This is a genomic window from Halomonas sp. GFAJ-1 (assembly GCA_002966495.1).
Classification (GTDB): domain Bacteria; phylum Pseudomonadota; class Gammaproteobacteria; order Pseudomonadales; family Halomonadaceae; genus Vreelandella.
Map to the genome: position 1 here is coordinate 1,107,052 of CP016490.1, position 14,974 is coordinate 1,122,025.

A 14,974-nucleotide genomic window follows, 5' to 3' on the forward strand; every position below is an offset into this window, starting at 1 on the left:
GCAACATGCAACAGCTGCAAACGAAGGTTGCGATTATTGGCGCAGGCAGCGCTGGGCTTAGTGCATGGCACGCAGCACGCAAGCACACGGACGACGTGGTGTTAATTGAAGAAGGGCCGTATGGCACCACCTGCGCTCGCGTGGGCTGTATGCCCTCTAAGTTACTTATTGCCGCCGCGAATACGGCTCATAGCGCGCGCAACGCCGCCATGTTTGGAGTCGCTGTTAACGAGGTGGCGGTTGACGGACAGGCGGTGATGGCCCGGGTTAAAAGAGAGCGCGACCGCTTCGTGGATAACGTGCTGTCCTCCATGAAGTCGATTCCCGAGTCCCACCGCCTGCAGGGGCACGCGCGGTTTATCGACCCCCATACGCTCGCCATTGGTGACCATACCCAGCTGACGGCCAACGCCATTATCATCGCCACTGGCTCGCGGCCAACGTGGCCGCGCCTGCTGGAAGGGGCGGGAAACCGCTTAATCATCAATGATGATGTGTTTGATTGGGAGACGCTGCCAGGCTCCGTTGCGGTAGTGGGGCCGGGGGTGATTGGTATGGAGCTAGGGCAAGCGCTCAGCCGGTTAGGCGTGCGCACACGTACCTTTGGTGTTGGCGGTGCGGTTGGCCCTTTTCAGTCTGACAAGCTGCGGCAGCTGGCTGACGAGACGTTTAACCGTGAGCTCTATCTAGACCCTGATGCCACTATTGAGCAGGTAGAGCAGCAGGGCGATGGCGTCGCCATTACCTTCTACGAGCGGGAAAGCAGGCAAAAAACCACGGAACTATTTGACTATGTGCTAGCGGCAACGGGGCGTAAGCCTAATGTAGATCAGCTGGGTATCGAGAAAGCAGGCGTGGCGCTAGATGCGCGTGGCGTCCCTCGTTTTAATCGTTTCACCACCCAGTGTTTAGCCCAGGACAATACACCTAGCCATATCTTCATCGCGGGCGATGCCAACCAGTCTGTTCCGCTACTCCATGAAGCGATTACCGAAGGCAAAATTGCTGGACGCAATGCCGCTTGCTTAGACGATGTGCAAATGGGGCAACGTAATGTGGCGCTCGCGGTGGTGTTTACCGAGCCGCAGATGGCTATCGTGGGCGAAAGCCGCGCGGCCCTAGAGGCGCGCTACGGCGGGTGTGACTGTATTGCAGAGGGCGGCGTGTCGTTTGACGACCAAGGCAGGGCGCGGGTGATGGGTGAAAACCACGGCTATTTAGCGCTTTACGCAGAGCACGGCAGCGGGCGCTTTTTAGGGGCTGAAATGTTAGGGCCACGGGCAGAGCATATTGCCCATTTGCTGGCCTGGGCCTTAGAGCAAACGCTAACCGTTAGCCAAATGCTGACCATGCCCTTTTATCATCCCGTGGTGGAAGAGGGGGTAAGGTCGGGGTTGCGTGACTTACAGGCAAGCCTTAAGCAGGGGGCAGGCATCGCTGAGCGCTGTATGGAGTGTGGCCCAGGCGACTGAGAGTTTATATAACCGTTAGCGGGTGATTATGCGCCGAGCAACACCTGCCCTGGCTGCTGAAAAGGGCAGGTGTACACAATAAGACGTGCTTAGTCTTGACTGGCGAAACTATCAAACGCCTCAAGCGCTTGAGCTGCATAGGTAAACGCTGGCCCGCCGCCCATGTACATGCAAACGCCCAGCATCTCCATTACTTCTTCCCGCGTTGCGCCAAGCTCTGCAGCGGCTTTAGAGTGGAACGCAATACAACCATCGCAGCGCACGCTAATACCAATGGCTAGCGCCATCAGCTCTTTGTGCTTGTGTGAAAGTGCTCCTTCTTTATTCGCCCCTTTCGCCATTTGGGTGAATCCCTTGGCAACATCAGGAATATTTTTGCCAATATCCTGCATCAGTGCCGAAAGGTCTTGAGTCGTTTTTTGCCAATCTTTATGCATTGCTGCCTCCTAGCGGCGTTGTCGTCAGTGTTCCGTGCTAAGCACGCATTCTACGTGCGAGCCAAAGCCCGCACGCAAGCTGTATTGCCATTGATGGCCTGTGCTGTGCAGGTCAGTGATAGCCTTCGCCCACTTTGACCTTGCCGCGAAACACCCAGTAGGTCCACGCGGTGTAGGCCAGCACAATAGGAATGACAAATAGGAAGCCAATCAGCAGGAACAGCTGTGATTCCGGTGCCGAGGAGGCATCCCAAATGGTGTAGTTGGGAGGCACAATGACTGGCCATTTGCTGGCGATCAGCCCCAAGTAGGTAAACAGGAAGATGCCCAGCGACATCACAAACGGCAGGCCTTCGTCTTGGCGTTTTACCGCACGGTACACCATGCCTGAGCAGAGTAGGGCCAGCACTGGGAAGATCCAAATCAGCTGGAACGTATCCATCCAGCGGCTATACACCTCAGGGCTTACCAGCGGTGTCCAGATACTGACAATGGCAAACACCGCTAAAACAGCCAGCAGCAGTTTAGGGGTAATGGCGTACGCCCACTGCTGTACATGGCCTTCTGATTTCATAATCAGCCAGGTAGCACCCAGCAGCGCGTAGCCTGCCATTAACCCTAGCCCGGTTAACACGGTGAACGGCGTTAGCCAGTCGAGCGCGCCGCCCACGTAGCGGAAATCCTCAACGGCAAACCCTTGGATATAGGCACCCACCACCGCGCCCTGGGCAAAGGCAGCAACGGCAGAGCCTAAGAAGAACGCGCGGTTCCACCAGCGGCGGTTTTTGTGTGACTTAAAGCGAAACTCAAAGGAAATGCCGCGGAAAATAAGACCGGCCAGCATTAAGAACACGCCGATATATAGGGCGGGCAGAAAGACTGAATAGACCAGCGGAAAGGCGCCTAACAGCCCAGCACCGCCGAGCACCAGCCAGGTTTCATTGCCGTCCCATACGGGGGCAACGGAGTTCATCATCACATCGCGTGAATCTTCGTCGGGGGCAAAGGGGTATAAAATCCCCAGGCCCAAATCGAAGCCGTCCATAATGACGTACATAATCACGCCAAAACCGATGATTACCGCCCAGATTAAGGCTAAGTCGATACTCATGATGCGTTTGCTCCTGCGGTGTTCTCGCCTAAATCATCATCCAGCGGGGTGTGCGCGGCAGAAAACGGACGCTTAGGACGCTCAACCTCACCGTGAACCTCTATCGGGTCATCCAGCATGCCATTGCGCACCACGCGGGTGAGGTAGTACACGCCGACGACAAACACCACGCTATACACGGCGATATACCCAATCAGCGTAAACAGCGCCATCGCGCCGGTGAGCGACGGTGTTAAGCCTTGGGCGTGGGTCATTACCCCGTATACCAGCCACGGCGCGCGGCCTGCTTCCGTCACGATCCACCCAGCAAGCACGGCCACAAAGGGTGTGATAATCATCGCTACCAGCGTTTTAAGGAATAGTGGGCTCTCAAAAATACGCCCTTTGCTCCGCAGTATTAGCCCCAGCAGGGCGACGCCGATCATTAAAAAGCCAATGCCGACCATCACGCGGAAAGACCAAAACACCAGAGCCACCGGAGGCTGCTCTTCAGGGGCTACTTCGGAAAGCCCTGGAATCACGCCATCAGCGCTATGTTTGAGGATGATGCTCGCCATGTTGGGAATACCCAGCTCAAAGCGGTTGGTCTGATTTTCCTGGTCAGGCAGCGCAAAAAGCAGCAGCGGTACGTTAGCGCGGGTTTCCCAGTTACCTTCCATGGCGGCCACTTTAGTGGGCTGGTGCTCTAGGGTGTTGAGCCCGTGGAAGTCGCCGATCAAGGCCTGGGCGGGGGTTAAAAAGAGCAGTAACCAAAGGCACATGGAGAGCGCTTTCTTGTTGGCGTCTACATCACGGTTGCGCAACAGGTACCAGGCGCTAACGCCTGCCACCACAAAGCCACCGGTGAGGAACGACGCCATGCCCATGTGGGCGAAGCGATACCAGAAAGAGGGGTTAAAAATCGCTTCAAGCCAAGAGGTAATATGGAAACGTCCATCAATCAGCTCATAGCCCGCCGGGGTTTGCATCCAGCTGTTGGCAGACAGAATCCAGAACGAGGAGATAAACGTCCCGATAGCCACCATGATGGCAGCAAACAGATGAACGCCTTGGGGCACCTTATTACGGCCAAATAGGAGTACGCCTAAAAACGCCGCTTCAAGGAAGAACGCCGTGACCACTTCGTAACTTAAGATAGGACCAAGGAAGTTGGATGTCGCGTAGGAGAAGTTGCTCCAGTTAGTACCGAACTGGAACGACATCACGATACCTGATACCACGCCCATACCAAACACCACGGCGAACACTTTGGTCCAGAACTGTGCAAGACGGTCCCAGGCCAGGTTAGCGGTTTTATAAAACAGGCCATGCAGGACAGCGATGTAAGAGGCTAGGCCAATGGTAAAAACGGGAAAAATAGCGTGAAAAGAGACTACAAACGCAAACTGCAGGCGGGATAACACCAGCGGATCGAGCTCCATCGTAAACCTCCAAGCGCATGAAGCATGATAAAGAACAGGCGTTATGTTCACGGAGTGAAGCGAGAACAGAGAGCCCTTATATTGCTTGTGGTAATATGCTTATTACCTATTAGATAATACAAGGGCGCGCTGGAAGCGACAAACGAAAAGGTCGTGATCCGCGATGGCGTATTGTCGCATCGCGTGGCGCAAGCTACTTTACTCCCCGCGTAGGCGGATCAAATAGCTAAGCGGGTGCAGGATAAGAAACGCCAGCACAAACGTGGCGATCACTGCGCCGCTTAGGGCTATCCAGTCAAACAGTGTGGCGACATAGCTCAGCGTAGAGTGCGTTAACCAGGGCACCCATAATATAGCCGTTAGCCCCAGGATGAGCGCTAATAGGGTTGTCGGGCGGTGACGGTAGCGAGTGATTTGATAGCCGCGTAAGTAGGCAAGTAGGTGCAGGCCCGTGACAGCGATGCCCCCGATAATCAACAGCCACATAAAAGGGGCCAAGGCGTACATCAATATGGTGAGCATTCCGCTAATGGTCATGTGTCTGTTCTCCTTATGCCTGGCCTTCCAGCACCGCGTAGTAGGCGGGCTGCAGCATGCGGTCTTTCATCACCCACGCTGCCCAAGACTCGTCTGTTGGGTCAATAAACGGGAACGACGGCATAAAGGCGAAGTTATCGGCATAACCAAACTCCACTAGCATGGCCTTTCCAATACCCGTAATCATGGGGCAAGAGGTGTAGCCCGTATGCCGGGCAGGGGGTGTTTTTCCCTGCATCACGGCCAGCAGGTTCTCTTCTACCACCGGTGCTTGGGCTTTTACGCTGGCAGCGGTTTTATTGATGGGCGCGCCAATCACATCGCCAATGCCAAATACCTCGGGGTAGCGGTTGTGCTGCAGGGTGTGAATATCTACGTCTAGCCACTCGCCCCTGAAGGGGCCATCTTGCGCGATCAAATCACTCTGCTTCACAAAGTCGTGGGCGCTCATGGGGGGCACAACGTGGATAAAGTCGTAGTCGGCAATCACGGTGGGCTGGTTATCGCGCCTAAATTCTGCTTCGCGCAGCTCATGGTGGGAGGTGAACTCGCTCTCGGGTCCAACAAAAGCAAATTCAGCCTGCTTGGCGTGAGGGTCGATGGCGGAAAGGCGGTAGTGATGGCGCCGTTTAACGCCTTGATCATCAAAACGTTGTTTAACGAACTCATCGACCCAGGGTTGCGAAAAAAGTCCCGCGCCTGGGGCCATATAGTCCAGTGTGAAGGCATCACGTTGCCCAGAGGCTTCCAGTCGGCTTAGCGTCGTGAAGGTCATCTTCAGCGGCGCACCGGCGCACTTTACGGGGGTGGGGGCAGCGGTAAAAATCCCTTTGCCCTGGCCGCTATTAAGCCATGTTTGAATGGCGTGGTTCGTCCGTGAGGCCCCTTCAATACTGGCATAAACACTGCCAATGCCATGCTGCCCTACCAGTTCAGGCGTCATCCCCTCAATTAAGTGATAATTGAGTTGAATGCCGGTTGCCACAACCAAGAAGTCGTATCCAAGGGTGGTGCCGCTGGCCAACGTAATGCGCTTGCTATCGGCATCAATGTTCGCCGCGTATTCACGCACCCAGTTCACGCCGCGTGGCATAAACTGCGCATTTGGGCGCATGGTTTTGTCGGCGTTCCATACGCCAGAGGCGACCAGTGTCCAACCAGGCTGGTAGTGATGCGTTTCGCGTGGCTCAACGAGGGTAATGCTGCCCCCTTGGAGCCGCCTCGTTAGGCGGTTCGCCATGGCCATGCCCGCTGCACCGCCCCCAAGAATGACGATGCGTGCCTGGGTTGGCAGCGTGTTGGCAGACAGTGCACTGAGTGGCAGCAGGCTACCTACCCCCAGGCTAGAGCCAACTTTTAGCAAGTCTCTGCGCGTCAATAGTGGCGTCTTTTGCATGGGGGCACTCCTTAAGCGAACGCTAAGATATATTTTTTTGTAATATCGTTATTCCATTATGTCTGCTGCGTGCGAAAAAGCCATCATCAATTTGTCCAAAGTGACAAAAAGTCTCACATCAGAAAATTAATGAAGGCTTCGACGGGGTATGCACCGTTAAGCCGGGCGTGGGTTTGCATCGTTATGGGGCTTCCAGCGTTGGCGGGCATGTTCACTCCAGGAAAGCAGCGCCGGAATAATAAACAGCACCAGTAGCGTCGAGCCTCCCAAGCCAAACGCAATGGAGGTTGCCATAGGAATCAGGAATTGCGCCTGCAGCGATGTTTCAAACAGCAGTGGCAGCAGCCCGCCAATGGTGGTGAGCGATGTCAGCAGTACCGCTCGCACTCGCTGTACAACGGCTTCATTAAGCGCGTCATCAATATCCAGGCCTTTTTCTCGCTGCTGGCGGTAGAAGCTGACCAAAATAATGGCGTTATTGACCACAATGCCCGACAGCCCGAAGAGCCCAAATAGCGACAAAATCGTCAGGTTGATCCCCAATGCCCAGTGCCCCAGCAGAGCACCGACCAGCGAAAAGGGGATAATCGCCATGACGATAAGCGGCAGTGTCCAAGACGCAAACACCCAGGTGAGCACGCCATACATCAGCCCCAGGCCGATGAGTAGCCCAGTGCGCATATCCGCCATGGTTTCGCGCTGGTCGGCGGCGCGCCCTTCAAAGCTGGTGGTTAAGAAGTATTCACGCTCTAAACGCGGCAGCAGCTCGGTAGAAAGGCTTTCCAGCACCTGCTCTGCTGAGGTGGCCTGGCTATCGATATCGGCGGTCACCTCCACGGCCAGCTGCCCCTCGGCATGGCGTAACGTTTCAAACCCTTGGCGGTGGGATACTTCCATCACCTGCGAGAGCGGCACCTGACGGCCATCGCTTAACGTCACCGCAAAACTCGACAGGGTGGCTAAGCGTTCGCGCTGGTGCCTGGGCAGCTGTACCCGCACTTCGATTTCATCCGCTCCAGTTTGGTGTATCTGCACTATCTGTCCGTCAAAGGCGGTGCGCAGCTGGCGGCCCAGGTCGTCGGTGGTTAAGCCCAGTGCCTGGCCGTGGGCACTGACGCGATAGATCAGCTGCTCACGCCCCCAAGGCATATCGTTTTCCGTGCTGAGTACGCCGGGTAACCCGGCCATCGCCTCGCCGAGAATGTCGGCGGCCTGGCGTAGGCCTTCGGCGTCTTCACCGGTGAGCCGGATGTTGACATCTTTGCCTGGCGGGCCAGCGGCGCGCTCGGTAATCGTCAGGCTATCCAAACCGGCGGGGGTATGTATCCGTTCGCGCCAGGCGCGGATGAAATCGGTGTTACGTACGTCGCGGCTATCCGGCGAGGTCAGCTCTACCATGATCGAACCCACGCCATCGCCAGTGCGTGCTGGCGCACCGCCCGCCTGGGTGCTGCCGTAATGCGCAACCGCCGTGCGCACTAGGCCGCCGCCCAGGGCGTCATCGGTCTCTTGCAGGGTGGCCTGCAGATGATCGACAAAATCCGCCGCCTTCCCACGATGGGTGCCCGCCACAAAGCTGGCGTTGGCATAGACGATGCTGGACTCCGGTGATGGAAAGAAATTGAAGCCAATGCGCCCCCCGGCTAAAAGCCCCGCAGTGACCAGGGTGATGGCGAGGGCTGCGGTCAGCGTTACGCCACGGTTGCGCAGCGAGCGCTGGGAAAAGCGCCGGAAGCGGCCTTCACGGAACTGGTCAAAACGGTGTTCAAACCCCTGGCGTAGCCGCTCGATACCACGGGCAGGGCGCTTGGGTGTATTGGCGGGCAAAAAGGCATTGCGCAGGTGCGCGGGTAGCACAACAAAGCACTCCAGCAGCGAGGCAATCAGCACGCAGATCATGATAATTGGAATATCGCCCAGAATATTGCCAATGACGCCGCCAACGATTAACAGCGGCATAAAGGCTGCGACCGTGGTGAGCGACGAGGCGACCACCGGCCACAACATGCGGCGTGCGGCACCGGCGGAGGCAAGCTTGGGGTCTTCGCCCATGCGGTGGTGGGCGTCGGCGTCTTCGCCTACCACAATCGCATCATCGACAATCACCCCCAGCGCCATAATAAGCGCAAACAGCGACATCATGTTGATAGAGCCGCCAATTCCCCAGAACACGCCCAGTGATGCGAGAAATGCGGTTGGAATGCCAATCGCTACCCATAGCGCCACGCGTGCAGGCAGAAAGAAGTAGAGCAATATCACCACCAGCAGTAGCCCGGTCAGGCCATTGCCCAGCAATAGCGAAATACGTTCGTCGATGAGTTGCCAAGACTCATCGTAAACATCTACGTTGACGTTGGGCGGGAGCGTGGGGCGCGTTTCAGCCAGCCAGCGCTCTAAGTGCTGCGCCGCTTTTAGGGAGTCCCCGCTCTCTGCGCGCTGTAAAATCAGCTCAACGGCGGGGTAGCCGCGGTAGGTTAGCTCAACCTCTCCCTCTCTGGCTTCCTGGTGAATATGCGCGATGTCGCCCAGGCGCAGCTGCTGGCGGCTGTTGCTCAGCACCGGCATATCCTCAAACGCGAGGGCATCGCGGTGCTGTTCCAGAGAGCGCAGCTCGCGGGTGCTATCCTGCTGGCCTAATAAACCTGCTGGTACATCTTGCGACATGCCCTGCACCCGCGTGGCAATGTCGCTCAGCGAAAGCCCCAGCGCTTGCAGGCGTTCGGCAGGTACTTCGATGCTGATTTGTTGGGCAGGCAGGCCGTTAAGCTCGATACGGTCAATGCCCGCCATCAGCAGCGAGTCTTCAAAGCGGCGGGCTAACTGGCGCAGCTCGTGGGGGGCTAAATCGCCGTGTATCAGCAGTCGTGCGACGGGTTCATAGCGTGCTAGGCGAGAAATTTCGGGGGTTTCTGCATTGCCAGGTAGGTTGGTAAAGCTATCTACCTGCTGGCGAATGTCGTCCAGTGCCAGCACGGGGTCGCTGTTTTCCTCTAGCTCCAGCGTGATATTGGCAATCCCCTGCGCGGAGGTTGAGGTCATGCGCTTGAGGTTATCAATGCTGCGCAGCCGCTGTTCCAGCGGGTTGGTAATGCCCTGCTCGATGTCTTCGGCGGAGGCACCGCTCCACACCACGCGCACATTGACCACATCGAGGGCAAAGGTGGGGAAAAACTGGATATTCATGCGCGCAATCCCCAGCGCGCCGCCCAGTAGCATTACCAGCATCACAAGGTTAGCGGCGACCTTGTGGCGAACAAAGAAGCCGATAAAATCGCCGCGCTGGGTCATGGGGTGTCCCCACCGTCAGGCGGCGTTTGGGTGATCTCCACATGCAGCCCCTGGGCGGCATTGGGCAGGTGGGTCGACATAATCTGGTCGCCGTCTGTCACCGTGTCAGCGCGCACTAACAGCCAGCGCTCCCCTTGCTGCTTGGCAACTTCCCCCAGCCGTTCAACGCGCTGGCGCTCTAGGCGGCTGTCATCATTAATGCGGTAGAGCAGGTCGGCGCCATGCAAGGCGGCGTAGGGCACGGCAAAGGCATCGCTGACGCTTGGGCGGTTTAACTGCACGGCGACCATCGCCCCCGGCCGTAGCCCCTCTGCTGGGTTGTGTAGTGAGAAAATCGCCTCGGTGCCCGCTGGGTCACTTTCCCCCGCAAGACGTTCTAATACAAAGCGCTGGCGGCCATCCACCGAGGTCGCTTCAAGGGAGTGGTCGCTCTGTAAATAGGCGTCAAGCTCTGCGTGATAGCGCTGTGGAACACGGGCGCGCAGCTCTAAGCCATTGCGCGGATAAAGTGATAGCAGCGGTGCGCGTGCGGCCACGTCATCGCCAACAGCGACCTGCACGCGGGACACGCGGCCTGCAAAGGGCGCGTGAATTCGGCCACGGGCGAGGTTGCGTTGGGCGTCAGCCTGCTGCACCTGCGCCCTGGCCAAGCGCGCTTCCAGGCTGGCTAAGCGAGAGGGGTATTCGGCAATAGCACTTTCGCGGGCAGAGACGGTGAGCTGCGCCCGCGCTACTGCGTCGCGTGCTGCATCAACATCTGTTTGAGAGGCCAAGTTGCGCCCTTCCAGCGACCGGTTACGCTCCAGCTGGCGGTTGGCATTGGCGAGAATCTCGCGCTCTTGTTCCAATACCTGGCGGTTATTCTCATGGCGGATACGCTCATTTTCCAGCTGCGCCTGCAGGTCGGCGAGCTCCGCCTCGGCTTGGTGCAGAGGCGATAACAGCTCGTCTTCATCCAACGCCAGCAGCAGCTCGCCCTGCTCTACTGCCTGGCCGTCGCTGACGGGGCGCTCGACAACCTGTGCTTGAAGGGGAGCTACGAAGGTCACCATATTCGGCGCGACCACTTCACCAAACAGCGCCAGCAGGGGGGTATGCTCACCAGGCGAAACGCTGATGGCTTCAACTGGCCAGCGGCGCTCCTGGGCGTCAACCGGGGCGGGCTCCGGGCGTGTGTAACGCAGCGCCATGAAGCTGGCGATGCCAAGAACCAGTATTACCAAGGGAAGCAAGCGCTTTAGCATAAGGATATCTATATATAGAATAAGATCTGCTTATCTTAACGCGCTTGCATCCCAATAATATTGGTTAATAGCACTGTTGCGACAATGCGGCGCACTAAATTAGCAACCATCGAGACGTTTCATGCCTACATCACGTATCGCCATTATAGGTGCTGGGTTAGCGGGGCTGTATGCCGCGTATTTATTGGAAAAACGGGGCATCAGCGATTACGTGATGCTGGAGGCGCGAGAGCGGGTGGGTGGACGTATTGCAACGTTAATACCCAGCGGAGAGGTGCTGATTGAGGGGAGCGCAGGGTCGTTTGATTTAGGGCCTTCTTGGTTTTGGCCTGAGTTTCAACAGGTGCTTGGAGCGCTGGTGGAATCGCTAGGGCTGTCATCGTTTGCCCAGTATGAAACCGGCGATATGATTATGGAGCGCTCCCACCAAATGCCGCCCGTTCGCATGCAGGGCTTTGTCAATCAGCCGCCTTCTATGCGGCTACAGGGTGGCATGCAAGCGCTGATTGATGCATTGCGCCAGCGCATTGGCCCTGAACGTATTTTTACCGGCCAGGCCGTTCAGTCGATGGCACTCACTTACAATGGCCGTGTGGAGATGCTGTGTACTTCTGGGCAGCGTTATAACGCCCAGCATGTGTTGCTGGCTGTGCCGCCGAGATTAGCGGCGCAAACAATGACGTTTTCACCGGCGCTACCGGCGGGGCTGACTCATCAGTGGGCGTGCACTGCTACCTGGATGGCACCCCACGGCAAATACGTCGCCCTGTATCCCACGCCTTTTTGGCGAGATGAGCAGCTTTCGGGAGAGGCGCGCAGTCTGCTGGGCCCGCTGGGTGAAATTCATGATATGTCCCATCCAGGTGGTCACGGCGCGCTGTTTGGCTTTTTTAGCTTACCCGCCAGTGCGCGAGCGCAACTGGGTGATGAGGCACTGCGTCAGCACTGCCGCGTACAGCTGGCTAGACTGTTTGGCCCTCAAGCTGCTAGCCCGAGTATGGATGTGATTAAAGACTGGGCGCAGGAGCCGTTCACCGCTACCTATGCCGATCAGATACCTAGCGAGCATCACGGTACTGCGCCGCCTGCTCGCGCGGCTGAAGGGCCTTGGGGGCCTTGCTTAACGGGTATTGGTAGCGAGTGGGGTAAGCACTATGCCGGCTACCTGGCAGGTGCTATTGAAGCCGCTGAGCGAGGCGTCGCGGATGTGTTAGCAAAATAGGGAGCTTGCTTGTTTGGCGCTCGTTCTTCCCAGTGAAAGGCCAGTACAGCAAAACATACTCATTTACTTAAAAAGCCTCCCGCCAATACCGCAACGATGCTTCTGATACCACGCCATGCTGTGTGCCCAGCTCAATCACGGCCTGCTGAACCGCGCGAGCTAACGTTGGCTGATGGCATAGTGCTAACGACCGAATCATACGGGTAATGCGTAGGTGGTTATGGCCACCGGCTTTCAACCAAATGTGCGTTTGCATCGATAATGTCGGCTGGGCGGTTATATCGTTGCCATCGCGAAGGAGTCCAAAAAAATCCAGCATGACATCAAGGGAGCGTTGCTGATGGCGGCGTAAGGGCTCTTCGCGTTCAAAAGCTGCTTGCACGTCACTCGTCAGCAGGGGCGCAAACGCATTAAAACGACCGGCTTCCGGTATGGGGAATAGCCACTGAATGTAGTCGTGGGTATGTTCTAGCCAGAAAGAGGAGAGTGCCCAGATCTCTTCAAGTAGACGCCCTTTATGATCCTGGCCTTCCCCACGATAAAACGCGATTAAGCGCGCATCATTGTCCATTATGCCCCTCGCTTTAACGGTTCAGCGTGACTATGTAGCGCCATTTCCAGGGTGTGGCGTTCGACATCGTGATCGTGGTGGGCCTCAATGCGTTCCAGCGCGCGAATATAGTAGGCGGGTAACCTGTGCTCACGCGCACCGGCCAGCACATGGTGCTTGTACCATGTATACGGACGAAGCCCGAGGGCGGTGACGTTACCGACATACGCCTGCACCTCAAACTGACGGTCACTGGCAAGATCCGTGACCGTCAGCCAGGTTTCGTTGTAGGCCACGCCAAGCCCCTCGTACCGATCGAGGGTGGGTTTATGATGAGAAGCGACCTCCCAAATAACCCCATATACCGCTGACTGCTCTGACGCAGGCACAATATCGCACTTGCCCGAGCCGTCCCCACTACGCTGATGAAACGCTAACCGATAAGACGGCAGCAGGGCGGTGGTCACAAAGCGTGCTGGAATCCGTGCGGCTAAGCGCTGCGTTGACATATTGGATCCATAAGCAAAGCAGAGCATGGCGTTCTCCTTAACGTGACATGGTTATTAACAGCCCGTGTTTAGTGCGTATCGCCGCTGTGAGAGGTGTCCTGATAATGTGCCAGTACCTGGGCCGCATTCGCTTTTAGGGTCTCTCGCCACGCACGGGGTTCAAGCACTTTGACATTGGTGCTCATGCCCATCAGCCACCACAGGGTTTGCTGGTCATCGGGTACATGGGCGGTCAGGCGATACCACTGGCTGTCCGGCAGGGCGTTAATTGTCCCACCACCACTGGGGGAATCAGCCCCTTAAGATACTCCTCGGCAAGCACGAGCGTTAACGCACTCGGCACGTCCAGTGCCGGTAAGTGGCACTGGAACTCTCGATCAAAATACCAACGGTAAGGTTTTCGGCTGTCGTCGCAGCAAATCGGACATAGTGACGCCACCCCAGGCAGTAATGATGAAAACGCAAGAGTCTAACGTGCCTCACAAAACTTAGCGACTCTCTTGGGCAGCGCATCCGTCTCCCGAGCGAGCAAATGAGCACGGTTGCGCCATAGCGCTACGGTGCTCTGTTCAGGTGCCGTATTGGGCAGGTGCGCCCAGAGTGCGGCAGGATGTATGTCGGCCGTTTTCTCTAAGAAAGTGTTGGGGTGTCCTTTCAGCCATAAATACACCGCCTGTGCGCTGCGCCCCATGGAGACGGGAAACAGCAGAGCATCAAACGGGAGCGTAATACCCAGCTCAAGCAGCAGTGCGTTCACCTCATGATCACAGGCGAGGTGCCAGCAGTGATGGTTAGCGACTAGCGGCGCCATTAAGTGGCCCGCGACACAGTGCCAGAGTAAATGCGCCTGTAAAAAACGGCGTGATTCATCGGAAAGTGAAGTGCTGTAGCGAGGACAGAAGTAGAGATGACGCCCATCGGTACTTGCGGAATCAAATGACGGCGCCACGACCGGCGTTAGGGTAAAAAACTGACTTAAAAAATTCATGACCGGGAGCGTGTTAGCCCAAGCGTCGCGATCCGCTTGCCACTTGGCAAGCTCCATCTTTTGCTGGGAGGTCACTGAAGCGGTTGATGAGCACGTCTGTATATCCATATCCTTATCTTCCCTGAGTTAAGAAGGTAAGATGCTACGACAGTGCTGCGACAACTAACGCCGCATTAAATAAGCGATGATGATTCGCTTTAAGAATTTGAAGCCAGGCGATTAAAGAGAATGTGTGTATCCTCTGCGGTACTTCAGGGAAGGTGCAGTATTGCATTCTGAGCACTAGGGCTAATTTTCAGTAGCTCTTTTCAGCGGCTACCAACCTGAAGAAATAATCTTTTTTGTAATATGCTCAATGGCTAGGTGACACATTATTTTGTAGCTAGACAGTAATAGATTTTAGTTGGTCTGTTTGCATTTGATATGCCCAATGCAAACGTTACCCTCTTGATCTTCAAACACCGGTATTGCGTCAAGTTTATCGAAGGCGCCCGTTAAACAGTTGCCTGTTTTACTATCAAAGGCTGCGCCATGGGCACTGCATAGCAAACGATTTCCATCTGACGAAATGATACTCTCTGACCGGTAATTGAGAGGTAAGTACTGGTGGGGGCAGGCATTGACGTAGCAATAAATAGCACCCTCTATGCGCGTTACAATGACAGGGAAAGATCCACCGTTGCTAATAATTTCCAGGCAGTGTGTTTTACCTTCTTGTATGAGATTAGAAGGACAAACAATAGCCCCCGCTTGGGGGGCATTCGCATAGTTACGCCAAGCGTCGTGCACAGGGTTTCCT

13 protein-coding genes are annotated in these 14,974 nt (G+C 56.3%); 2 read left to right on the forward strand and 11 right to left on the reverse strand.

The window, feature by feature from the left end:
- The first annotated feature begins 5 nt into the window (after window positions 1-5).
- Window positions 6-1,472: a dihydrolipoyl dehydrogenase gene (locus tag BB497_05110; GenBank protein ID AVI62128.1), complete on the forward strand. Its 1,467-nt coding sequence runs from the start codon at window positions 6-8 to the stop codon at window positions 1,470-1,472.
- An 89-nt stretch (window positions 1,473-1,561) separates the two neighbouring features.
- Here BB497_05110 and BB497_05115 read toward each other — a convergent pair whose 3' ends face one another.
- The 7 genes from BB497_05115 to BB497_05145 form a co-directional block, all read right to left on the reverse strand.
- Window positions 1,562-1,909, reverse strand: coding sequence for a carboxymuconolactone decarboxylase (locus tag BB497_05115; protein AVI62129.1), 348 nt, complete (start codon window positions 1,907-1,909; stop codon window positions 1,562-1,564).
- Window positions 1,910-2,021: 112 nt separating this feature from the next.
- Entirely contained in the window at window positions 2,022-3,020 is a 999-nt protein-coding gene (locus tag BB497_05120; GenBank protein AVI62130.1) for a cytochrome d ubiquinol oxidase subunit II, read from the reverse strand.
- Complete coding sequence (locus tag BB497_05125) at window positions 3,017-4,441, reverse strand: cytochrome D ubiquinol oxidase subunit I (protein ID AVI62131.1); 1,425 nt, start codon at window positions 4,439-4,441, stop codon at window positions 3,017-3,019. Before BB497_05125 ends, BB497_05120 begins: the two co-directional genes overlap by 4 nt.
- Window positions 4,442-4,639: 198 nt before the next feature.
- Window positions 4,640-4,978 carry a hypothetical protein gene (locus BB497_05130; protein AVI62132.1) on the reverse strand — a complete coding sequence of 113 codons (339 nt, stop codon included), beginning with the start codon at window positions 4,976-4,978 and terminating at the stop codon, window positions 4,640-4,642.
- A gap of 13 nt (window positions 4,979-4,991) precedes the next feature.
- Window positions 4,992-6,374 (reverse strand): twin-arginine translocation pathway signal protein, encoded by a 1,383-nt coding sequence (locus BB497_05135; protein ID AVI62133.1) that lies wholly within the window; start codon window positions 6,372-6,374, stop codon window positions 4,992-4,994.
- 156 nt (window positions 6,375-6,530) lie between these two features.
- Window positions 6,531-9,662 (reverse strand): acriflavin resistance protein, encoded by a 3,132-nt coding sequence (locus BB497_05140; GenBank protein ID AVI62134.1) that lies wholly within the window; start codon window positions 9,660-9,662, stop codon window positions 6,531-6,533.
- The gene (locus tag BB497_05145; GenBank protein AVI62135.1) at window positions 9,659-10,906 is read right to left on the reverse strand and encodes an RND transporter; all 1,248 of its coding nucleotides are present in this window, start codon (window positions 10,904-10,906) and stop codon (window positions 9,659-9,661) included. Before BB497_05145 ends, BB497_05140 begins: the two co-directional genes overlap by 4 nt.
- 121 nt (window positions 10,907-11,027) lie before the next feature.
- Here BB497_05145 and BB497_05150 point away from each other — a divergent pair, with 121 nt between their 5' ends.
- On the forward strand, window positions 11,028-12,128 hold the full coding sequence (locus BB497_05150; protein ID AVI62136.1) for an amine oxidase: 1,101 nt from the start codon (window positions 11,028-11,030) through the stop codon (window positions 12,126-12,128).
- A gap of 67 nt (window positions 12,129-12,195) precedes the next feature.
- Here BB497_05150 and BB497_05155 read toward each other — a convergent pair whose 3' ends face one another.
- The 4 genes from BB497_05155 to BB497_05170 form a co-directional block, all read right to left on the reverse strand.
- The gene (locus BB497_05155; protein AVI62137.1) at window positions 12,196-12,699 is read right to left on the reverse strand and encodes an Opioid growth factor receptor (OGFr) conserved domain containing protein; all 504 of its coding nucleotides are present in this window, start codon (window positions 12,697-12,699) and stop codon (window positions 12,196-12,198) included.
- Window positions 12,699-13,214, reverse strand: coding sequence for a hypothetical protein (locus BB497_05160; GenBank protein AVI62138.1), 516 nt, complete (start codon window positions 13,212-13,214; stop codon window positions 12,699-12,701). The genes BB497_05155 and BB497_05160 overlap by 1 nt, the downstream gene beginning before the upstream one ends.
- 442 nt (window positions 13,215-13,656) lie before the next feature.
- A complete protein-coding gene (locus BB497_05165; protein AVI62139.1) occupies window positions 13,657-14,283 on the reverse strand; it encodes a hypothetical protein in 627 nt (208 codons plus the stop codon).
- 291 nt (window positions 14,284-14,574) lie between these two features.
- Window positions 14,575-14,964, reverse strand: coding sequence for a (2Fe-2S)-binding protein (locus BB497_05170; GenBank protein AVI62140.1), 390 nt, complete (start codon window positions 14,962-14,964; stop codon window positions 14,575-14,577).
- Window positions 14,965-14,974: the final 10 nt, after the last annotated feature.